Origin of the sequence: Cochlodiniinecator piscidefendens, from assembly GCF_011326755.1 — a bacterium.
Classification (GTDB): Bacteria; Pseudomonadota; Alphaproteobacteria; order Rhodobacterales; family Rhodobacteraceae; genus Cochlodiniinecator; species Cochlodiniinecator piscidefendens.
On record NZ_JAAOIE010000001.1, the window covers coordinates 503,146 to 523,907 of the forward strand.

At 50.5% G+C, this 20,762-nt stretch carries 21 protein-coding genes; 7 read left to right on the plus strand and 14 right to left on the minus strand.

The genetic code is table 11. The features are described from left to right. Nucleotides 1-10 precede the first annotated feature (10 nt). From G9C99_RS02520 to G9C99_RS02545, 6 genes are all read right to left on the minus strand, one after another. Nucleotides 11-2,374 (minus strand): xanthine dehydrogenase family protein molybdopterin-binding subunit, encoded by a 2,364-nt coding sequence (locus G9C99_RS02520; protein WP_166415868.1) that lies wholly within the window; start codon nt 2,372-2,374, stop codon nt 11-13. A gap of 90 nt (nt 2,375-2,464) precedes the next feature. Next, nucleotides 2,465-2,947 carry a (2Fe-2S)-binding protein gene (locus G9C99_RS02525; RefSeq protein ID WP_166415869.1) on the minus strand — a complete coding sequence of 161 codons (483 nt, stop codon included), beginning with the start codon at nt 2,945-2,947 and terminating at the stop codon, nt 2,465-2,467. A 156-nt stretch (nt 2,948-3,103) separates the two neighbouring features. Then, nucleotides 3,104-4,099: an XdhC family protein gene (locus G9C99_RS02530; RefSeq protein ID WP_166415870.1), complete on the minus strand. Its 996-nt coding sequence runs from the start codon at nt 4,097-4,099 to the stop codon at nt 3,104-3,106. Beyond that, nucleotides 4,100-4,567: a DUF1203 domain-containing protein gene (locus G9C99_RS02535; RefSeq protein WP_166415871.1), complete on the minus strand. Its 468-nt coding sequence runs from the start codon at nt 4,565-4,567 to the stop codon at nt 4,100-4,102. It lies immediately after the preceding gene. Nucleotides 4,568-4,644: 77 nt separating this feature from the next. Beyond that, on the minus strand, nt 4,645-5,895 hold the full coding sequence (locus G9C99_RS02540) for a vWA domain-containing protein (protein ID WP_166416288.1): 1,251 nt from the start codon (nt 5,893-5,895) through the stop codon (nt 4,645-4,647). Further along, nucleotides 5,888-6,790, minus strand: coding sequence for an AAA family ATPase (locus G9C99_RS02545; protein ID WP_166415872.1), 903 nt, complete (start codon nt 6,788-6,790; stop codon nt 5,888-5,890). The genes G9C99_RS02540 and G9C99_RS02545 overlap by 8 nt, the downstream gene beginning before the upstream one ends. Before the next feature lie 287 nt (nt 6,791-7,077). On the opposite strand from G9C99_RS02545, the gene G9C99_RS02550 reads away from it, so the two are divergent. After that, the gene (locus G9C99_RS02550; protein WP_166415873.1) at nt 7,078-8,013 is read left to right on the plus strand and encodes a phosphoadenosine phosphosulfate reductase; all 936 of its coding nucleotides are present in this window, start codon (nt 7,078-7,080) and stop codon (nt 8,011-8,013) included. Between the two features lie 68 nt (nt 8,014-8,081). Here G9C99_RS02550 and G9C99_RS02555 read toward each other — a convergent pair whose 3' ends face one another. Continuing rightward, nucleotides 8,082-8,297 (minus strand): DUF1127 domain-containing protein, encoded by a 216-nt coding sequence (locus tag G9C99_RS02555; protein WP_231703947.1) that lies wholly within the window; start codon nt 8,295-8,297, stop codon nt 8,082-8,084. 222 nt (nt 8,298-8,519) lie between these two features. Between G9C99_RS02555 and pyrC the strand changes: the two genes are divergently transcribed. The 6 genes from pyrC to G9C99_RS02585 all read left to right on the plus strand — a co-directional run bounded on the left by pyrC (nt 8,520) and on the right by G9C99_RS02585 (nt 14,772). Further along, on the plus strand, nt 8,520-9,560 hold the full coding sequence (pyrC, locus tag G9C99_RS02560) for a dihydroorotase (protein ID WP_166415875.1): 1,041 nt from the start codon (nt 8,520-8,522) through the stop codon (nt 9,558-9,560). Between the two features lie 57 nt (nt 9,561-9,617). Further along, nucleotides 9,618-10,298 carry an orotate phosphoribosyltransferase gene (locus tag G9C99_RS02565; RefSeq protein ID WP_166415876.1) on the plus strand — a complete coding sequence of 227 codons (681 nt, stop codon included), beginning with the start codon at nt 9,618-9,620 and terminating at the stop codon, nt 10,296-10,298. A gap of 181 nt (nt 10,299-10,479) precedes the next feature. Further along, nucleotides 10,480-11,973 (plus strand): replicative DNA helicase, encoded by a 1,494-nt coding sequence (locus G9C99_RS02570; protein WP_166415877.1) that lies wholly within the window; start codon nt 10,480-10,482, stop codon nt 11,971-11,973. A gap of 146 nt (nt 11,974-12,119) precedes the next feature. Continuing rightward, the gene (surE, locus tag G9C99_RS02575; protein ID WP_166415878.1) at nt 12,120-12,908 is read left to right on the plus strand and encodes a 5'/3'-nucleotidase SurE; all 789 of its coding nucleotides are present in this window, start codon (nt 12,120-12,122) and stop codon (nt 12,906-12,908) included. Beyond that, nucleotides 12,905-13,543 (plus strand): protein-L-isoaspartate(D-aspartate) O-methyltransferase, encoded by a 639-nt coding sequence (locus tag G9C99_RS02580; protein WP_166415879.1) that lies wholly within the window; start codon nt 12,905-12,907, stop codon nt 13,541-13,543. The genes surE and G9C99_RS02580 overlap by 4 nt, the downstream gene beginning before the upstream one ends. 53 nt (nt 13,544-13,596) lie before the next feature. Next, entirely contained in the window at nt 13,597-14,772 is a 1,176-nt protein-coding gene (locus G9C99_RS02585) for a LysM peptidoglycan-binding domain-containing protein (RefSeq protein ID WP_231703948.1), read from the plus strand. Between the two features lie 57 nt (nt 14,773-14,829). Here the strand turns inward: G9C99_RS02585 and G9C99_RS02590 are convergent, their stop codons facing one another. From G9C99_RS02590 to G9C99_RS02620, 7 genes are all read right to left on the minus strand, one after another. Further along, entirely contained in the window at nt 14,830-15,672 is an 843-nt protein-coding gene (locus G9C99_RS02590; protein ID WP_166415880.1) for an ATP-binding protein, read from the minus strand. Beyond that, nucleotides 15,669-16,520 (minus strand): twin-arginine translocase subunit TatC, encoded by an 852-nt coding sequence (tatC, locus tag G9C99_RS02595; protein ID WP_166415881.1) that lies wholly within the window; start codon nt 16,518-16,520, stop codon nt 15,669-15,671. Before tatC ends, G9C99_RS02590 begins: the two co-directional genes overlap by 4 nt. Then, entirely contained in the window at nt 16,517-17,032 is a 516-nt protein-coding gene (tatB, locus tag G9C99_RS02600; RefSeq protein WP_166415882.1) for a Sec-independent protein translocase protein TatB, read from the minus strand. The genes tatC and tatB overlap by 4 nt, the downstream gene beginning before the upstream one ends. 21 nt (nt 17,033-17,053) lie before the next feature. Continuing rightward, nucleotides 17,054-17,269, minus strand: a complete 216-nt coding sequence (locus G9C99_RS02605) for a twin-arginine translocase TatA/TatE family subunit (RefSeq protein WP_166415883.1) — start codon at nt 17,267-17,269, stop codon at nt 17,054-17,056. A 163-nt stretch (nt 17,270-17,432) separates the two neighbouring features. After that, nucleotides 17,433-18,506, minus strand: coding sequence for an ABC transporter ATP-binding protein (locus G9C99_RS02610; protein WP_166416290.1), 1,074 nt, complete (start codon nt 18,504-18,506; stop codon nt 17,433-17,435). A 103-nt stretch (nt 18,507-18,609) separates the two neighbouring features. Continuing rightward, nucleotides 18,610-19,737 carry a DNA alkylation repair protein gene (locus tag G9C99_RS02615; protein ID WP_166415884.1) on the minus strand — a complete coding sequence of 376 codons (1,128 nt, stop codon included), beginning with the start codon at nt 19,735-19,737 and terminating at the stop codon, nt 18,610-18,612. Next, nucleotides 19,737-20,516: an SDR family oxidoreductase gene (locus G9C99_RS02620; protein ID WP_166415885.1), complete on the minus strand. Its 780-nt coding sequence runs from the start codon at nt 20,514-20,516 to the stop codon at nt 19,737-19,739. Before G9C99_RS02620 ends, G9C99_RS02615 begins: the two co-directional genes overlap by 1 nt. Between the last annotated feature and the right edge of the window lie 246 nt (nt 20,517-20,762).

A 20,762-nucleotide genomic window follows, 5' to 3' on the forward strand; every position in this document is an offset into this window, starting at 1 on the left:
CTGTCCCTCCTCAGGAATTCATTGCCGACCAAACTTTGGACGGGCTAAGCGGCATATCAATATGGGTAATGTCATGGCCAGCGCGTTGCAGCGCATCGACAACGGCATTCACTACTGCAGGGGGCGATCCGATTGCGCCTGCTTCGCCACACCCTTTGACGCCAAGTGGATTGTGAGTACAAGGCGTCTGACAAGAATGATCCACCGTGTAATACGGAACGTCATCCGCCCTTGGCATCGCATAGTCCATATATGACCCGGATAACAATTGCCCATCGCTGTCATATACCGCCTGCTCAAGCAAAGCTTGGCCAATTCCCTGACCAATCCCGCCATGAACCTGACCATCAACAATCATCGGGTTAACGATATTGCCAAAGTCATCTGCCGCTGCAAAACTTTTGATGTCGACTTTGCCGGTATCGGGGTCAACTTCGACTTCGCAGGCATAAGCCCCCGAAGGATACGTGAAATTTGCAGGATCATAAAACGCTGTCTCTTCCAACCCCGGTTCAATATCCTCTAGCGGATAATTATGGGGCACATAAGCCGCAAGCGTCACATCCCCCCAAGCGACCGATTTATCTGTGCCAGCCACGGAAAACTGCCCATCCTTAAGCTCAATATCGCTGTCTGCAGCTTCCATCAAATGGGCCGCTATTTTCTTAGCCTTGTTGATAATTTTTTCGGTTGCCTTAAACATCGCAGATCCGCCAACCGCGAGCGAACGTGACCCGTAGGTGCCCATACCCATCGGCACTTTTGCAGTATCGCCATGCACGATTTCCACCATGCTTGCATCGATACCAATCATATCCGCTATCACTTGAGGAAAGGCCGTTTCGTGACCTTGCCCGTGGCTGTGGCTACCAGTCATGACAACCAAACCACCCGTCGCATTGACCCGCACTGTCGCGCTTTCGTAAAGACCTGCGCGTGCCCCCAGTTGCCCAACAAGGTTAGAAGGCGCAATGCCACAGGCTTCGATATAACAATTCACCCCAAGGCCGCGCAATTTGCCATTGGAAGCACTTTGCGCCCGACGCGCCTCAAACCCAGATAGATCTGCGATCTCCGAAAGCTTATCCATCGTCGCATGGTAGTCACCCGTATCGTATTCCACGGCAACAGGCGTTGCGTATGGAAACTCAGTGATGAAATTTTTGCGCCGCAGTTCAATCGGGTCAATCCCCATTTCACGGGCCGCTTTGTCAATCACGCGCTCTAGCTGGAAAGTGGCCTCTGGTCGCCCGGCCCCGCGATAGGCATCAACAGGCACCGTATTGGTAAACACCGCTTTGACATTTACATAGATCAGCGGCGTTTTATAGTTCCCCGCCATTAATGTCCCATGCAACCATGTTGGCACGGATGGCGCAAAAGTCGACAGATAGGCCCCCATGTTTGCATATGTTTCGGTACGCAATGCCTGAAACATACCCTCCGCGTCCATGGCGAGTTCAATTTTGGTAACGTGATCACGCCCATGGGCGTCAGACATAAAGGCTTCGGAACGTGAAGATGTCCATTTAACCGGACGACCGCACGCTTTGGCCGCAAAAGTACAAAAGGCTTCTTCGGCGTAGTGGAAAATTTTCGTTCCGAATCCACCACCCACATCAGGGGACACAACACGCAGTTTGTGTTCTGGTATCCCCAAAACAAACGCCCCCATCAAAAGCCTGATCACATGTGGATTTTGCGAGGTTGTATAAAGCGTATGATCATCGGTCGCGCTATTATAGTCGCCAACTGCAACACGGGGCTCCATCGGGTTTGCAATGAGCCGGTTATTCACCAACTCAAGCGTTGTCACATGATGTGCACCTTTAATTGCGGCATCAACCGCATCTCGGTTTTCTTCAACAAACCCCCAATCATAACAAAGGTTTGAGATCAGGTCTTCATGCACCTTCACATCAGAATTTGCGACAGCTGCCTTCATATCAATCACGGCGGGCAGTTCAGAAATGTCGATTTCTATTGCCTCGGCTGCATCGCGCGCCTGTTCATATGTTTCAGCAACGACAGCGGCTATCGGATCTCCAACATGACGCACTTTGCCTTGCGCAAGAACGGGGTGTGCTGGTTCTTGCATCACCTCGCCAAACCGATCGGTGATTTGCCAACCACAGGGAATGCCACCGACACTTTCGAAATCTGCGCCCGTGAAGATACGCACCACGCCTTCCATTGCGCTGGCGGCCCCGGTGTCTATTGAATTGATGTGACCATGGGCCAGTTCAGAGCGCACAAAATGTACGTAGGCCTGACCCCGTACATTGATATCATCTGTGTAATTGCCTTTACCGGTTAGAAACCGGACATCTTCGCGCCGTTTTGGGCTGGCGCCAATGCCTCCATCTGCTGGCATGAAATCTCTCCCTTAAAACTCGGCGGGCGATCCCGCCTGCAGCCGATGGGCCCTCCCCGGTCCAATGGCTTTTTCATCAATGCAACGCTTCTACTCGGCTGCTATTGTTACGTCCTGACCACTGGCCGCCATAATTGCTTTGACGATGTTGTGGTAACCGGTGCAGCGACAAATATTGCCCTCTAGATAAGCACGGACTTCTGTTTCAGTTGGCTTGGGGTTGTTTTTCAACAGATCAGCGGCAGACATCACCATGCCCGGCGTGCAAAACCCACACTGAAGCCCGTGATGATCTTGGAAAGCTTGTTGAATCATCCCGAGTGATCCATCCGTGTTTGCCATACCTTCAATGGTCATCACATCCGCGCCTTCGGCTTCTGCTGCAAACATGGTGCAGGATTTAACCGCTTTGCCATCCACATGTACAACACATGCACCGCATTGACTGGTGTCACATCCGATATGGGTTCCAGTCAGGTTCAACTCTTCACGCAAAAACTGACTGAGGAGAGTCCGACCTTCGGTCTCACCAGAAACAGCGCGACCGTTGACCGACATTGATACCTTGGTCATTTTAATCCTCCCTGGGTAATGCCGGAAGTTAAACACGCAGAGCGCGACTTGAGAAGAATTTTCTTGACCAAGCGGTTCACAATTGATTGGCATAAGCTGATTACGGCAATGAAATCGGGCATTACACAAGCTCAAAAGACAAGCATCTGTGCTGAATTACGCGCCCCTTAATCGTTCGGTCAGTTGGGCCATAATCGAAATTGCAATCTCAGCCGGGGATTTCGCCCCGATGTTCAAACCTACCGGCCCGTGAATGCGATTTAGGTCTTTATTATCAAAGCCAAGCGTACTTAAGCGTTCCAATCGTTTGGCATGCGTACGCTTTGACCCTAAGCATCCTAAATAGAAAACCTTGGATCGCAAAGCAGCTATAATCGCTGGGTCATCCAGTTTGGGATCGTGGGTCAAAGTCACAACAGCGGTGCGTTCATCTAAACCATGTAGTTTCAAAGCCTCGTCAGGCCATTCATCTATAATGGTTTCATTTGGGAAACGCGCTGCAGATCCAAAAACAGGCCGCGGGTCAATTAAAACCGCATCATACCCAGCCAAGCGCGCCATTTGCATCAAAGGTTGCGCGATGTGAACCGCGCCGACAACCGCCAAACGCAATGGGGGATTATGAAGCCCGATAAAAAACCGCCCCTCAAACCCCGATTTATCGCTGCGAAACCGATCACTCAACGCTAAACCAAAATGTGCATCGATCGGGGGTTCCGTTGACGAAACAATCTTTCTTTCTTCGGCATCGGGATCAACGACATAAGCAACAGGCTGCCGTGTTTTACGCGCCTCAACCAACGCGCTTAGCAGGCCCTCAGGCAATACGCTGCCAATCGGTTCCAGCAGTATTCGGATCGTGCCCCCACAGGCCAATCCGACTTTAAATGCGTTTTCGTCCGAGACACCAAACGTCAGGATGCGATGCTTTTGGTCGAGGATCGCCTCTTGAGCCTCAACAATAACGGCTCCTTCGACACATCCACCCGAGACGGAGCCCACAATATCTCCGTCAGCGCTGATGGCCAACTGACTTCCCACAGGGCGCGGCGCAGACCCCCAAGTTTCAATAACAGTCGCAAGCACAGCACCGCGGCCTTCACGAAACCACGCAAGCGCGGTTTCTGGGATGTCATCATGAGAAAAGTCCATCTACTGCCGCTTTATCCTAAGCTGGAAACAATTATTGCGCGATGATCGCACATCTACAAATGCAACATTGGGATTTTCAAACAACGTTATGCAAGTGCTTTCGATTTCTTCACAGGGCACAATCTGACCTGTTCCATATAATATGCGATTATTTTCAGTATATCCCTTAAGCAGGTAGTCCGACCCTGCATTCAAAATATCAGGGAAACGCGTGGCATCATGTGGCGTACACGCATCCGCACACAAGAAAATCGGCCCAAGTTCAGCATAGGGCTGCAATTCAGAGAACGGTCGTGCGCCAAGGATCAGCATTTTGGCATCTTTCAGTATCTCTTTTAGGCAAGAGCGGCACGGATTTCCATGGCCATCAGACACATCGCATTCCGCGACTTGCCCGTTGTCATCAAAACCACCAGTGCGGACTTGATCAACAAATGCCTGATTGTAGGGGTGATATGCGAGATTCATTTAAGGTTCCTGATATTAGACATCCCTCGAATATCAAATATACAGGGCAATAAACGACCCGTTTCATGCGCAAGCGGCTACGACAACAGCTGCATCATGCGGTTATGTTCCCCAATATCATCTGGGGCCGATAGAGATTGCGCCAATTCTTCGACAGATGCGATATTATGGCCTGCGCGAAAGCTATCGACATGAGGCAGCATTCTAGCGATGCCCCCCGCCTTTGGCGCAAATTGATCCCAGCGTAGTAGCGGATTAAGCCAAATCAGTTTTTTAGCTGAAAGCTGTAAGCGCCTCGTTTCTTGCGCGAGCAGCTCTGGTTCGCCCCGATCCAATCCGTCCGTCATCAAAATGACCAAAGCGCCTTGCCCGAGCACCCGGCGGGACCATTCCTTGTTAAACTGACGTAAACAGGCCCCAATGCGTGTACCACCGTCCCAATCTGACGCCTCTTTCCCCGCACATGCCAAGGCTTCGTCAACGTCGCGTCCTCGAAGGTGTCGCGTGATATTGGTAAGCTGCGTTCCGAAGGTAAACCCATGCACCTTCGCCCACCCTTGGCCTTTGGTATTCGCGACCGCATGTAGGAAATGCAGTATCGCGCGGCTGTATTGGGTCATCGACCCCGATATATCACAAATGATCACGAGGTTCGGCCAACGTTCAGTACGTTTCTTTTGCATAAGAGAATTGATTTCGCCACCTGTGCGCAAACTCGTTCGCATCGTTGAACGCCAATCTGGCACTTGTCCACGCTGATCCAACCGCATGCGCCTAGATTTCAACGGTCGTATCGGCAATTTAATCCGTGCAAGCATGCGCTTGGCCTCGTCCATTTCATCGACCGACATTTGTTCAAAATCCAGAGTCCGCAGCTTCTCTTCCCGTGACATTGTCAGAGATGCATTGACCTCAATCTCCTGCCCTTCATGGCTCTTCTCTGCGGGGGCACCTCGGTTCGCCCCATTCAGCAAAGCTTCGGCCGCCCGTTTTTCAGCAGGTTTAGCGATGTTTTCTTCCTGCACCCCGCGAATTGCTGGCAACATCATTGCCATCATATGTTCAAGGAATTGTGGATCACGCCAATAAAGCCGGAATATTTGATCAAACACCAACCGTTCTGCTGGTTTGCTCACAAAACAGGATTGCAACGTCCAATAAAAATCCGATTTTTTATCAAACCCAACGGCCGCCACAGCCTCAATTGCATAGAGCGTTCTTGTCGGTCCGGCTTTCAGGCCTGCTTTGCGCAACGCTTGGGCAAAATGGGTGATGTTATCGACGATCTTTCCATCGTCGGGGATATCGAGCGGCACATGCTCAACCATTGGGCTTGATTTCGTCCAGAATGCGCTTTGCCTCTGATCCTTGCAGACGCTGAATGTCATCTTGATACTTCAAAATCGCGCCCAAAGTATCGGCAATCAGATCGGGCGTTAGATCAATTGCATCAAGCGCAAGCAGGCATTTTGCCCAATCAATTGTTTCCGCAACCCCCGGTTTTTTGAACAAATCCTCAGTTCTGAGGCGTTGAACGAAAGAAACAATTTCACGCGATAACTTTTCAGATGCTTCCGGTGCTTTAGCCCGAACGATTCCCAATTCACGTTCAAAATCAGGATACTCAACCCAATGGTACAAACAACGCCGCTTTAACGCATCGTGAACCTCTCGGGTTCTATTTGACGTCAGAATTACAATAGGCGGCTCAGCTGCGGCAATGGTGCCCAGTTCAGGAATTGTCACCTGAAAATCACTCAGCGTTTCCATCAGGAATGCCTCAAAAGGCTCATCCGTACGATCAAGTTCATCAATCAGCAAAACCGGGGGACCCGCATCATGCGGCTGCATCGCCTCGAGCAAAGGCCGCGCACTAAGGTAGGTTTCGCTAAACAGTTCGGACTGCAACGCACTACGATCCAGCGCTCCGGTTGCTTCAGCGGTGCGAATTGCAATCATTTGTGCCGCGAAATTCCATTCATATACAGCCGTCGCAGCATCTAACCCTTCGTAACACTGCAATCTAATCAAACGTCGCCCCAAGGCCAGCGCCAGCGCTTTGGCGATTTCGGTTTTGCCAACACCGGCTTCGCCTTCTAGGAAAAGCGGGCGTCCAAGCTTAAGCGATAAAAAAACAACGGTGGATAACGCACGATTGGAAATATACCCCTGCTGCCCCAACAATGCTTCGACATCAGAAATACTTGTAATCGGGTTTGTCATATACAGCTCCACCGCGTCATTCGTGATCAATGCTGCACGCCAATTTATTGAGGTCAAGGAATCATTAGCCAACTTCGTTGGTTGATCTGGCTCAGATCTGCGTCAAAGTTATCAATTCATTAACCTTTGGTTCAAAATTTGAAAACAGTTTACCGTACTCACACGCACTGTTTCCTCATGGTGCTATATTTACAATTTTCCCACATATGCATCTTAATTCTGCCCCAATGGACCGCCAGATCACGCTCAGATATAGTGAACATATTTATTACGAAGGACCGCACAACATGACTGATGAAACCGCTCCAGTTTCCCTAAAAGGCCTATCTGACGAAGACTGGCTTCTGGCGTTGGATGACATCGGCGAAGAACGCGGGCATTTTGAACCGATTGGTCCCAATCACTCTGCCATTTTTACGGATCGTGATCCGGTGTTACTGGTGACATTCGAAACACGAAACTCTATTCGTAGTGACACAGAAGATCAATTACCCGTCGGCTTCCAATGGACCGAAGGCACAACGCATTCCCACCTATGCATACTGGCCGATTCAGAAAGCTGGTTTCGAGACAAATACGTATTTGGATATTTTGATCGCCTCGTGGACGACGGATTTTTCGACGACTTTGACAAGGTGGTATTCTATGGCGTTGGTATGTGCGGCTATGCTGCAGCTGCGTTTTCTGTCGTCGCCCCCGGCGCAACGGTTATCGCCGTAGATCCCGTCGCCACGCTTGATCCGAGTATTGCAGGTTGGGATACGCGCCATAAACACATGCGGCGCACTTCATTCACAGATAGATACGGCTACGCACCTGACATGCTTGAGGCGGCGTCAGACGTTTATATCATGTTTGATCCCGCTGAAACGTTGAATGCGATGCACGCGGCATTGTTTACAAGTGCCAATGTGACAACTCTTCCTTGCCGCAGAATGGGCCCACGTCTTGAACATGCATTGAATAAAGTCGGCATTATTGAGCATGTCGTTCGCGCCGCATGTGATAGCAACATGGCAACGCAGGAATTTTGGTCTGCATACCGCAACAGACGAAACTTGTTTTCTTATGAACGCACGATGTTGTCAGCAGCCTTAGAAACTGAGCGCCCCAAATTGGCTGCTATGGTTTGCCGGAGCGTCACAAATCGACGCCGCGCACCACATTTTGCCAAAACACTAAGAGATCTAGAAGAAATCATTGGCGCAGTCGAAACCGCATAAAAAAGGCCGCGCATCACTGCGCAGCCTGCACCTCATTCCGAGGGAGCGTTCCTTTGGTGTTAGAAAAATTATGAATAGTAAAGGCTGGAAAACACGTGACGCACGATGTCTTCGCGCTTCATTCCAATATCAGCAAGTTCTTGATCTGATTTCGCCTGAAGGTGGCGAATAGCACGCATGCGATCATTGTTTTCCATAGTCGCCACGGCGATCATGTTAAAGAAGGATCCGATGCGGCGAAAAATGTTCTTTGGAGCTGTTTGAGTTGTTGCTGCAAGTGCCATGGTCATATCCAATCTAAGTCTGTTCGCGTCTGTTGAGGCAAACATAAACCTTTAAAACACTGGGACAACAGACAGCTCTGCATTCCCGTGTTGCGTCTGGCACATAGCCATCCATTATGGATCTGGGTCGTACACCTCCTGATCTGAGACAATGCCAAATTCCTACGGTTTCGGGTAAAAACCCCATGGCTCTCATGTTGAGTTTTATGTTAGGGCCAAACTATGACGCATACATTGACTCTCCGCCGCCCTGACGACTGGCACCTTCATCTGCGCGATGGCCAGATGCTGGCCGCTGTGTTGCCCGAAACCACCCGTCATTTTGACCGCGCAATCATTATGCCCAATCTGGTTCCGCCGGCTGTTCGCTCTTCAGATGCTGCAGCTTACCGTGATCGGATTATGGCTGCATTGCCAGAAGGCTCGGGTTTCAAACCGCTAATGACATTGTATCTAACCGAAGATACCAACCCAGCAGATGTAGCCCAAGCACATGCAAATGGGCTTATTCATGCGGTGAAGCTCTATCCCGCTGGCGCGACGACGAATTCAGCATCGGGCGTGCAAAATTTTGACAATGTACGCGGTGTCTTGGAAAAAATGGCTGAGATTAGTTTGCCACTTTGTGTCCACGGCGAAGTCACTGACCCAGCCGTCGATATCTTTGACCGCGAAGCCGTCTTTATCGACCGCATTCTTGATCCTGTACGGCGTGCAACGCCGGGCCTACGGGTGATCATGGAACATATTACGACGTCAGATGGTGTCGAATATGTCAAAGCAAATGACAAAGATTTGGGCGCGACCATCACCACCCACCACTTGGTGATCAATCGCAATCATATTTTGGTCGGCGGCATCAAACCACATTACTACTGCCTGCCGGTTGCCAAACGCGAAGAACACCGTCTTGCCCTACGCGCTGCAGCTACATCGGGTGACGCTCGCTTTTTCCTCGGAACAGACAGTGCGCCACACACTGACCCAAATAAAGAAAGCGCATGCGGCTGTGCTGGGTGCTTTACGGCCACCAATACAATGTCCATTCTTGCGCATGTCTTTGAAGAAGAAAATGCGCTTGATCGCCTCGAAGCGTTTTGCTCGTTGAACGGCCCTGCCTACTACGGCCTTCCCGCAAACACAGGCACGATGACCCTGAAAAAGGGTGACCCCGTAGCATACCCTGAAAAAATTATAACTGGCGAAGGTCCAGTTACTGTTTTTGATCCTGGTTTTCCTCTGCATTGGCATGTTGAAACCTAATTTCGCCCCCTCTTTGCAACGGGGTTCGCCCCAAGTTCCACCTCTGAAAGACCTGCCATGATCCCTACCAGCTATCCAGATCAAAAAACCATCGCGCAACTGACAGCTAAAATGTTGCTCGATATCAAAGCAGTACATTTCAACGCAACTGAACCATTTACGCTTGCGTCGGGTCTCCCTTCTCCGACGTATATCGATTGCCGTAAGTTGATCAGCTACCCACGCATTCGTTCAACATTGATGGATTTCCTGACCTGCACAGTTATGCGTGACGCAGGGCTTGAAGCCTTTGACAATATCGCAGGTGGTGAAACAGCAGGCATTCCCTTTGCGGCATTGGTGGCGGAACGCATGGCATTGCCCATGACCTACGTGCGCAAAAAACCCAAAGGTTACGGTCGCAACGCCCGTATAGAAGGCGCAATGACCGAAGGCGAACGTGTGCTTCTGGTCGAAGACCTGACAACCGATGGCGGTTCAAAGCTGTCGTTTGTGGATGCGATCCGAGACACTGGTGCAACCTGTGACCGTACCGCTGTGATTTTCTATTACGGTATTTTCCCCGAAACAGAAAAAACACTTGGCGATCATGGAGTTGGCCTGTCGTACCTCTGCACTTGGTGGGATGTTTTGGCAGAAGCACGTCGTAGCAATAGCTTTGACACGGCGACCATGGATGAGGTTGAAAAATTCCTAAATGCCCCGCGTGAATGGCAAGAGGCCCGCCAAAAAGGTTAAACCCTTTTAGAAAAATTACGCCTATTGCGCCCCGCGTTTCCACAATATCTGGACCAAAACGCGGGGGGTCTGCTATATAAGGGGTATCACAACCCCAATCGGACTTATCCACAGAGTTATACAGTTTGCGCCACCGCACTGCTTTATGGCAAAGGTTACGTCCTAAAGACTGAGGGATAAAATGAACGAGATCGCACCAATCGGAAACACGCTGCCCGCCGCTGAAGGTATGCAAGATACCATGCCTCACAACATTGAGGCCGAACAGCAATTGCTGGGTGCGATCCTAACCAATAACGATATTTATGACCGTGTGGCGTCGATCATCAACGCGGGCCATTTCTTTGATCCGGTTCACAGTAAAATTTATGAAACCGCCGAAGCGCGTATTCGTAAAAACACCATTGCATCCCCCGTAACCCTTAAGGCGTTTTTGGAAGACGATCCGGGTCTTCAGGAGCTCGGTGGTCCGTCTTATTTGGTCAAATTGGCAGGGGCGTCCATTTCATCTTTCGCTGCGCGCGACTACGCCCAATTGATTTATGATCTGGCAATCCGGCGAGAACTGATTGGTTTGGGGCGCGACATCGCGGATAAAGCCACGAGTGTAGAAGTTTTATCAGAGCCCAAAGAACAGATCGTTGAGGCAGAACAGGCGCTGTACGCCCTAGGCGAGCAAGGCCAAGCCGACAGCGGTTTTCAATCGTTCCTATCAGCGGTTACCGAAGCAGTGAACGTTGCCAACGCGGCCTATCAACGTGACGGCGGGCTTGCTGGTGTATCAACGGGGCTTGCCGATATGGATAAAATGTTGGGCGGCCTTCATAAATCCGACCTTTTGATCCTTGCTGGTCGTCCTTCAATGGGGAAAACATCGCTCGCCACTAATATCGCGTTTAACGTCGCTAAAGCCTATAAAAAGGGCATCCGTCATGACGGCACTGAAGGCGCAATTAACGGCGGTGTCGTGGGGTTTTATTCACTCGAAATGTCTGCAGACCAGTTGGCTTCCCGGATTTTGTCTGAGGCTTCGCGCGTGCCATCCCACCAAATCCGTCGTGGCGATATGAACGAAGAAGAATTCCGACGTTTTGTGGATGCAGCGAAGTCGCTCGAAGCCTGTCCCTTGTTCATTGATGACACGCCTGCCCTGCCGATTTCTCAGCTGGCAGCCCGTGCGCGCCGCCTGAAGCGGACCCACGGGCTTGACCTTTTGGTGATCGACTATTTGCAACTGTGCCGCGGCACCAAAGCCGGCGACAATCGCGTGAACGAAATTTCAGAGGTCACAATGGGCATGAAGGCGATCGCAAAGGAATTAAACATTCCGGTAATCGCGCTATCACAGCTCTCGCGTCAGGTTGAAAATCGCGACGACAAACGCCCGCAGCTGTCTGATCTCCGGGAATCAGGCTCAATCGAGCAAGATGCCGATGTCGTGATGTTTGTGTACCGCGGCGAATATTACAAGGAACGCGAGCAACCAGCTGATCACGAGCTGGATAAAATGGCGGCTTGGCAGGAAGAGATGGAGCAGCTCCATGGTAAAGCCGAAGTCATTTTTGGCAAACAACGCCACGGCCCAATTGGAAGCATCGATTTGGCCTTTGAAGGCGAATTTACTCTCTTCAGCGACCTTGCGAAACCTTGGCAGCAAGAACAAAGCGGATACTAAAGTATCGACTTTTACCACCGATGCAGCGATTTACACCGCATCTTTGCACATTTAGAAAATTCACACGGGGGCGAGGCGCGTTCTGATTTACACATGCGCCCCTGAACGCTATTGAACCTTAAGGTCATAGTAAAAAAGCAGGTCACATGCGTATTCTTATCACGAACGACGACGGCATTAATGCACCCGGTCTGGAAATCATCAAAGCCATTGCAGAAGAAATAGCCGGACCTGATGGCGAAGTTTGGACCGTTGCGCCAGCCTTTGAACAATCGGGGGTTGGTCACTGCATTAGCTATACGCACCCGACGATGATCGCAAAGCTATCAGATCGGCGATATGCCGCCGAAGGCTCACCAGCGGATTGTGTGATTGCTGGCCTCTATGACGTCATGGCCGATAACCGCCCTGACCTTGTCCTTTCAGGTGTAAATCGTGGCAATAACTCCGCTGAAAACACACTGTATTCGGGAACGATCGGCGCCGCAATGGAAGCCGCGCTTCAGGGCATTCCAGCGATTGCTTTGTCGCAATTTTACGGCCCAGACAATCGCGATACAGAAAATCCGTTTGAGGCCGCTGCGGTGCATGGGGCAAAAGTTGTTCGATCTATCCTAAGTTCTGATTTGCCGGAGCGCGAAGACTACCGCCTGTTTTACAACGTGAACTTCCCCCCAGTTGTTGCTTCAGATGTGAAGGGTGTCAAAGTTGTCGCCCAAGGCTTCCGCCACGATGTAAAGTTTTCGGCGGAGCCACATCATTCGCCATCTGGGCGCAAATTCTTATGGATCAAAGGCGGACCCCAACATATGCCAACGGCTGAGGGAACGGATGCTTGGGCCAACGTAGATGGCTATATTTCCGTGACCCCGATGCGCGCTGATTTGACGGCACATGATCTTCTTAGCACCTTGAAAAGTCACGTTGAATCATGATTGACGCTGAGCGCAAAATGCAGTTCCTTTTTGCTTTGCGCTCAAAAGGCGTGACCGATGCCCGCGTGCTGGGTGCCATGGAAAAGATCGACCGTGGGGCCTTTGTAAAAGGGTTGTTTGCCGAACGCGCGTATGAGGATATGCCGCTTCCGATTTCTTGCGGGCAAACCATCAGCCAACCTTCTGTCGTTGGCTTAATGACCCAAGCCTTGAATGTCTCACCCAGAGATAAGGTTTTAGAAGTTGGTACAGGTTCCGGGTACCAGGCCGCCGTTCTCAGCCAACTGGCCCGCCGCGTTTATACTGTTGAACGCCACCGCCGCCTTATTCAAGACGCGATGGAAATCTTCACAGCACTTGATCTGACCAACGTCACAGCAATCACAGCAGATGGATCTCGGGGTTTGCCAGAGCAAGCGCCTTTTGATCGCATTCTTGTCACTGCCGCCGCCGAGGACCCGCCCGGGCCGCTGATGGCACAGTTGCGCGAAGGTGGGGTGATGGTGGTCCCCGTTGGGCAATCTGACACGATCCAAACCCTGATTAAGGTCACGAAAACCCCAGACGGCTTCGATTACGAAGAGATGCGCCCAGTGCGTTTTGTTCCGCTGCTGGAAGGTTTGGGAAAAGAATAGTATATTTACCAAATGAGAAGGCCATCAATCGGCCCTGACTTGAGGATAGAGCATTGGCATACACACCAACAGCCCCCCGTTTGACCCCACGCTTGTTTTTGGCAAGTGTTTCGCTCGTGGCCCTATCGGCCTGTAGTGGCGATTTTGATTTTGATCTGCGTGACAATTTTGGTCGTGGAAATACCAATTCGTCTGCTGTGCGCCAAGACACAGCTCCGCGACCAGAACCAGACAATCGCGGCGTAATTTCCTATCCGAATTATCAGGTTGCCGTTGCGCGTCGGGGCGACACTGTTACGGACGTCGCCAACCGCGTTGGATTGCCCGTAGACGAAATTGCACGTCACAACGGCCTGGATGCAAATGCCACCCTGAACAACGATGCGATTGTGTTGCTTCCACGTCGTGTAGCGGAGCCATCAGCAGCGACAGGTTCCGAAACAGCGGGCCCAATTTTGCCTCCAGGCACTATTGATGTTGAATCACTTGCAAGTTCTGCAATTGATCGCGCGCCAAGCTCTGATGTTTCAGATGAGCCTAGACAAACCGGGCTAGAGCCAATCCGCCACCGGGTCGAACGTGGCGAAACCGCCTACTCCGTCGCGCGGTTGTATAATGTTTCGGTGAATGCCCTTGCCGAGTGGAATGGGCTTTCATCCAGCTTTGCGATCCGTGAAGGGCAAACATTATTGATTCCGGTTGTTCAAAGCGACACAACACAGCCCCCAGCAGCCTCGGTAACTGTACCCGGCGAAGGCACGCCAACCCCAACGCCGCCAAGCGCTGTAACGCCATTACCAGACGAAACTATTCCAACCGCCACTGAGGTTGAAGAAGCCGCACCAGAATCGCCAAACCTGTCAGAGACGCGCAGCAGCAGTGCACAGTTTGCCTTCCCTGTGGATGGCAACATCATTCGACCGTTTGAAAGCGGATCAAACGGTGGGATTGATATCGCGGCGTCTGCGGGGTCATCGGTCGTCGCTGCAGATGGCGGTACAGTGGCCGCGATTACCTCAAACACGGACGACGTGCCCGTACTGGTTCTACGCCACAGTGGTGGACTTCTGACCGTTTATGCGAACATCGACGACATCTCAGTCGCGCGCGGTGATAGCGTTTCGCGCGGCCAACAAATCGCAACTGTTCGAGCTGGTTCGCCTGCATTTATCCGCTTTGAGGTACGCCGAGGATTTGACAGCGTCGATCCTATGGACTTCTTAAACTGATCTCAAAGTATGGTTATGAAAAAGGGCCTATGCAGAAATGCGTAGGCCCTTTTTCATTTAAGAAACTTGGATACCTTTACGACCAGCTAGATCGATAAAATATTGCCATGCAACGCGCCCTGATCGGCTACCACGGGTGGCTTGCCATTCGATGGCTTCGGCCCGCAAATCGTCGTCTGAAATAACGACGCCATAAGTATCGCAATATCCGCGTATCATAGAAAGATATTCATCTTGATCACACGGATGGAAACCTAGCCAAAGTCCAAAGCGGTCGGATAAAGACACTTTTTCTTCTGTAGCCTCTGAGGGGCTGATGGCAGAACCACGTTCATTTTCGATCATGTCACGCGGCATCAAATGCCGGCGGTTGGACGTCGCATAGAACACAACGTTTTCTGGGCGCCCTTCGATTCCGCCATCCAACACAGCTTTGAGTGATTTGTAATGTTGGTCGTCATGGCTAAAGGAAAGATCGTCACAATACAGTAAAAACCGATGATCAGAATCACGCAAAATACCTAGTAGCCGGGCTATTGACGGTAAATCTTCGCGCTGAACTTCTACGATCTTCAGGCTATGACCTTGCCGTAAAACTTCGGCGTGCACAGCTTTGACAAGCGAAGACTTCCCCATACCACGCGCACCCCACAAAAGAGCGTTATTTGCAGGGAGCCCACGGGCAAACTGCAGCGTGTTTTCAAGCAAAGTATCGCGTGAGCGACGTATCCCCACCAGCAGATCAATCGCAATTCGATTAACCTGCATCACCGGAGCCAGCCGATCTGGCTCCACATGCCATACGAAGGCATCTGCGGTATCTAAATCAGGCGTATCACCGGCCGGTGGACTCATGCGCTCCAGCGCGGCTGCGATACGTTTCAGCGCAGATTTGCTCATGCTTTGGGCTCATCATCATCTAGATCGTCTTCGTCCCACAAGCCTTCGGCCCGTAGTTTTTCTTCGCGTTTCTTTTCAACACGGCCAACGAGTAGAATTGAGATTTCATAAAGGCCATAGACCACCACAAACAAGATCACCTGCGTGATCACATCAGGGGGGGTCACCAACGCCGCTAGAACCAAAATCCCGACCACGGCATACTTACGAACTTCACCCAATCCTTGCGCGCTTACGAGCCCGGCTTTGCCCATCAATGTCAGTAGAACCGGAAGCTGGAAGCAAAGACCAAATGCCACGATGAATTTCACCGTTAGGCCTAGATATTCTTCAGCGGAGCCTTGGAAGACAACACTAGGTGCCCCGCTTGCTGCAGAATCCGCCAGATCACCTTCTGCCCCGAATTGTTGGAACCCCAAGAAGAAGTCAAAGGCCAGTGGTGTCACAACGTAAAAGGCAAATGCCGCGCCCAGAAAAAACATAAACGGTGATGCGACCAAGAAAGGCAAAAACGCATTTTTTTCTGTTTTATAAAGCCCCGGTGCAACGAACCGCCAAAGCTGCCAACCGATAAACGGGAAAGATACAGCAAAACCGCCCAGCATTGCGATTTTGATCGCAACAAAGAAACCTTCTTGCGCCTTGATGAAAATCAACGCGCAATCATCCCCACGTTCGGTTTGCACAGCGCACAAAGGTTCGGTGAGAAAATTGAAAATTGGTTCCCAAACTGTAAAGCAAAGCATCATCGCCACAACAAACGCCAACAGCGCTTTCATGATCCGAGTGCGCAATTCCGTTAGGTGTTCAATTAGCGGCGCTGCGCTGTCCTTTAACGTGTCGGTCATACGCTCTTTTCTTCGGTAGAGGGGGAAGTCGTATCTGCGGGTGCAACCTCAGCTGGGGTCGTTTCTGCTGTTTGCGTAGCGGCTTCAGAATCCGCATTTTCTTGGGCTTCGGCCGCCGCAGTTTGACGCGCAAGCGCAGCTTCTGCTGTACGCTGGCGAATTTTCTCTGCCGCAATTCTACGCTCTTCAGCGAGTTTTGCAGTCTCAGTCCCCGGGGCTGCATTTGGGGACTCTTTCAGATGTGGGGCAACCCAATCTTTTGTCGCGTCTTTTACAGCATCAATTCCCATAGATTTTGGGTTCATGATTTTGCGTAAATCCGTGTTCATATCTTTCATGCCAGTATCATCAGCGGCATCGCTCATGGCACGTTGAAAATCACGAGCCATCGCTTTGGCTTTGCCTGTCATGCGGCCAACCGTACGAAACATGCCCGGCAGGTCTTTTGGACCTACGACAATCAGCGCAACAACGCCAATAACAAGAAGCTCTAAACCGCCAATGTCAAACATTCTATGAACCTACGGCCAAGCTTACGCCTGATCTTTTTCTTTTTCAGGTGTCACATCAACCGCAGCTTCAGATGCAGCTTCGTCCAGCTCTTTCTGGCCTTCACTCACACCACGTTTAAAGGAACTGATACCTTTGCCAACTTCGCCCATCAAGTTTGACACTTTTCCACGTCCAAATAGAACCAGCACAACGATAGCGATTAGCAAAAAGCCCCATGGGCCAATATTATTCAGCATTTTTTATCTCCCAACCGGATACAATTACGGGCATCCGTTAATGTTTCAGAACATATGTATTGATTAGATCACAAAGTTCAAAGCCCCAATTGGTCACATCTGCAAATTTTCACGTCAAAGCATGACTTTGAACCAGTGAATTTATTTGAGAAGCAGGCAAAAACTACTCAACCGGGAAAACAAAGCACTTAGCACGCGGTGCAGTAAGCCATAGCCGTGTCCCGGGCTTTGGTAAGAAAACAGCAGGCACTGTCGCTTTCATCCTAACACCATCTTGCTCTGTTTTAAATTCAACGAGGCTTTCACTGCCCAAAAAACGCGCACGTTCAACAATTGCTGCTGCGGCGACCCCATCTGTTTCTGTCGGAGTTGGGCCACGCCCCGCTCGATCAAAGTCGATTTTAATATGCTGCGGCCTTACGACGATTTCAACTTCGGTTCCATCAGCAACACCCGGAACCAAGAATTGACCAAATGGTGTTTCCGTCAGTGCGCCTGTCACGGTTGCCTTTAACACATTAACGTCTGAGAAAAACGCAGCCGCAGCGCGATCTTTCGGTGCGTTAAAGATGTTATAAGGCGCGCCCTGCTGCACGATTTCACCATCCCGCATAAGCGCGATTTCATCAGCCATACGCATTGCTTCAGCGGGTTCATGGGTTACCAAAAGAACCGCAGTCCCCTCCTCCTTCAACAACGCTAAAGTTTCATCGCGGATATCATCCCGAAGACGATCATCAAGTCCCGAAAACGGTTCATCCATCAACATGATTGACGGTTTGGGGGCCAAGGCCCGCGCCAATGCGACGCGCTGTTGTTCCCCACCAGAAAGCTGATGCGGATAGCTATCTTTGAAATGTGCCATGCCGACACGTTGCAGCAACTCATCAACACGAGCATTGCGATCAGCCTTTGATCCAGAAAGCCCAAAGGCAACATTTTGCGCCACACTCAGATGTGGGAAAAGCGCGAAATCCTGAAACATCAAACCAATGGAGCGCCCCTCTGGCGGAATACGAAATACGGTATCACAAATCAGTTCTCCGTCTGCAAACAGCTCTCCGCTGTCTTGCATATCGACACCTGCAATGATGCGAAGGGTCGTCGATTTGCCGCATCCAGATGGTCCAAGCAAACATGTGACCTGCCCAGGCATAACCGTAAGCGAAACATCATCGACAACGCGGCGCCCTTCATAGGTACGCACAACGTTTTTGATCTCTAAGCGCGGTATCATCTGTTTCACGATTGCCCCATATGTCCCAGTAAATCACTCGGATTTTTTTAGCGAGTTAACAGAGCACATATAAAACAGCAAGAGAACCAACGCCGCACTCCGATTATGTTGGGCGCGCGCAAAGTTCAAATTCAACCGGTTCAACTTGTGTGCCATTCACCTGAACAATCAAACGATGTGTCCCCGGGAAAAGTTTAAATGTCGTCGCCGTATCTTTCAATTTATGCGCCTTCGTCAGCGTAATTTGTTCGCCCTTTTTTAGTTTCAACTGTTTGAGCTTGAACACTTTGGGAGCACGCGTTCCGTTAGATTTGACAAAATCAATCGCATAATCGACCAACAACGGTTCATCCGAATGGGCCACAATTTTAACTGAAATTCCCAGCGCCTCCCCCATAACAACACTCGGTGCAATCTTTGATGTTACCGAGATATCTGGGTTTTGCCGATATCCGAGCAATTCCAATGCGCCTGCGTGCCCTTGTTTAACCAATGTGCGCAAGGCGTGTCGCGTCATCCAAAGCAATTCGGCCTTAGTTTGCTTTCCATCCTCGCGCCATTTTTTCAAAGTTGAAACCACCAAATCAGGGTCAAACTTTGATATATCATTCAGATGGTTAGAAACTGATCTTGTCACATATCGCGTTTTATCCGCATGTAAAACATCCAACAACGGAAGCGTCTGTTTCGTTGTTAATGTGACCTTACTGGCCCATGGTAACTTTGGTCGCGTTCCCTCCGAAACCAAACGCCTCACGTGATAGTTTTCATCAACCGCCCACGATTGCATGACACTTAGCGTTTCTTCGGTCCACGTGTTAAGAAATGCCCTGATATAGAACTCCATTGAAAACCGCTTGGTAACGGTTTTCAACGATTGCAACGCTCGGCCTTTGTTTGTGCTCAAACCTCGCCGCTCGATATATTCCCCTAACGGGGCGAAGATAAAATCTCCGAAATCATCATCGGTTAAAGTTGGATCTAGTGGTGGAGGTAACGCACGTTCAATCACCGTAACCGCATCTTCGAACCGGTCTGGTAACATGTCTTCTAAGACCGTCGCGATCCAATTAATCCGTTCTTTTAACTCAAGTTCCAAAAGGCGGGACATAACCCGCTCACAAAACTCATCTGCATCAAAATCAGGAGATGCAGATTTGAAAAGATCCGACAAATACCGAACCTTTTCAACATTAAACAGAGCATCCTTTAGGCTAAAACGCTCTTCCATTACAGCGTCGCGTTTACGCCGCCACCATCAAGCAAAATGTTTTGCCCAATGATAAAGCCAGCTTTTGTCGAGCATAAAAACGCACAGGTTGCGCCAAACTCCTCAGCGGTTCCATAACGACCGGCTGGAATGGTGGCACAGCGCTGCTTTTTCGCATCCTCCATTGAAATGCCTTGCGCAGCAGAAACGCCCGAATCCAGCGAAACAGCACGATCCGTTGCGTGAATACCCGGAAGTAGATTGTTAATGGTAACACCTGCGCCAGCCACCTGACGAGAGGTCCCAGCGACATATCCAGTCAGACCGGCCCGTGCGGAATTGGACAAGCCCAACACCGCGATAGGAGCCTTGACCGATTGGCTTGTGATGTTAACCACACGCCCCCAGCCACGATCCATCATTCCGGGAACCAAAGCTTTGATCAGCGCGATGGGTGACAACATATTAGCGTCAATTGCAGATATAAAATCATCTCGATCCCAGTCAGTCCACATACCCGGCGGCGGGCCACCGGCATTATTGACCAGAATATCAACTTCGCCAGCGACTTTCAGAACCCTATTACGTCCCTCTTCCGTTGTAATGTCTGCGGCCACGGCTTCTACTGTAACGCCATATTTATCAGACAGATCTTTTGCTGTTTCGATCAAAGGCCCTTCTGTACGTGCATTAATAACGAGGTTGACGCCTGCCTCTGCCAATGCCTCTGCGCATCCTCGACCAAGTCCCTTTGACGCTGCACAAACCAGTGCGCGCTTTCCCTTAATTCCCAGATCCACAGCATTTCCTCCATAATATTTTGCAGCACTAAGAACCAACCCGTCCGATTCGAAAAGCAATACGCTTAAAAATAGAACATCTTTTACGGACACAATTTATGATTGTTAAATTTTACGTTCTTAAACCCAATTGTAGAAACAACGGAGACACACACATCGTCAAATCGCCTTATTGTCGCCCAACAACGAACAAACGGCAAAGAAATGATCAGCTTAGGTCAAACGCTTTGACCATCCGTTTTTTGA

Bases quoted from the DNA above. Each gene is read 5' to 3' on its own strand.
- surE (WP_166415878.1), top strand. From the start codon at position 12,120: ATGCGTATTCTTATCACGAACGACGACGGCATTAATGCACCCGGTCTG.
- G9C99_RS02590 (WP_166415880.1), bottom strand. From the start codon at position 15,672: ATGAGCAAATCTGCGCTGAAACGTATCGCAGCCGCGCTGGAGCGCATG.
- G9C99_RS02610 (WP_166416290.1), bottom strand. From the start codon at position 18,506: ATGATACCGCGCTTAGAGATCAAAAACGTTGTGCGTACCTATGAAGGG.
- pyrC (WP_166415875.1), top strand. From the start codon at position 8,520: ATGACGCATACATTGACTCTCCGCCGCCCTGACGACTGGCACCTTCAT.
- G9C99_RS02530 (WP_166415870.1), bottom strand. From the start codon at position 4,099: ATGGACTTTTCTCATGATGACATCCCAGAAACCGCGCTTGCGTGGTTT.
- G9C99_RS02545 (WP_166415872.1), bottom strand. From the start codon at position 6,790: ATGACAAACCCGATTACAAGTATTTCTGATGTCGAAGCATTGTTGGGG.
- G9C99_RS02540 (WP_166416288.1), bottom strand. From the start codon at position 5,895: ATGGTTGAGCATGTGCCGCTCGATATCCCCGACGATGGAAAGATCGTC.
- G9C99_RS02580 (WP_166415879.1), top strand. From the start codon at position 12,905: ATGATTGACGCTGAGCGCAAAATGCAGTTCCTTTTTGCTTTGCGCTCA.
- tatB (WP_166415882.1), bottom strand. From the start codon at position 17,032: ATGTTTGACATTGGCGGTTTAGAGCTTCTTGTTATTGGCGTTGTTGCG.
- G9C99_RS02605 (WP_166415883.1), bottom strand. From the start codon at position 17,269: ATGCTGAATAATATTGGCCCATGGGGCTTTTTGCTAATCGCTATCGTT.
- G9C99_RS02550 (WP_166415873.1), top strand. From the start codon at position 7,078: ATGACTGATGAAACCGCTCCAGTTTCCCTAAAAGGCCTATCTGACGAA.
- G9C99_RS02555 (WP_231703947.1), bottom strand. From the start codon at position 8,297: ATGGCACTTGCAGCAACAACTCAAACAGCTCCAAAGAACATTTTTCGC.
- G9C99_RS02615 (WP_166415884.1), bottom strand. From the start codon at position 19,737: ATGGAAGAGCGTTTTAGCCTAAAGGATGCTCTGTTTAATGTTGAAAAG.
- G9C99_RS02565 (WP_166415876.1), top strand. From the start codon at position 9,618: ATGATCCCTACCAGCTATCCAGATCAAAAAACCATCGCGCAACTGACA.
- G9C99_RS02520 (WP_166415868.1), bottom strand. From the start codon at position 2,374: ATGCCAGCAGATGGAGGCATTGGCGCCAGCCCAAAACGGCGCGAAGAT.
- G9C99_RS02570 (WP_166415877.1), top strand. From the start codon at position 10,480: ATGAACGAGATCGCACCAATCGGAAACACGCTGCCCGCCGCTGAAGGT.
- tatC (WP_166415881.1), bottom strand. From the start codon at position 16,520: ATGACCGACACGTTAAAGGACAGCGCAGCGCCGCTAATTGAACACCTA.
- G9C99_RS02535 (WP_166415871.1), bottom strand. From the start codon at position 4,567: ATGAATCTCGCATATCACCCCTACAATCAGGCATTTGTTGATCAAGTC.
- G9C99_RS02525 (WP_166415869.1), bottom strand. From the start codon at position 2,947: ATGACCAAGGTATCAATGTCGGTCAACGGTCGCGCTGTTTCTGGTGAG.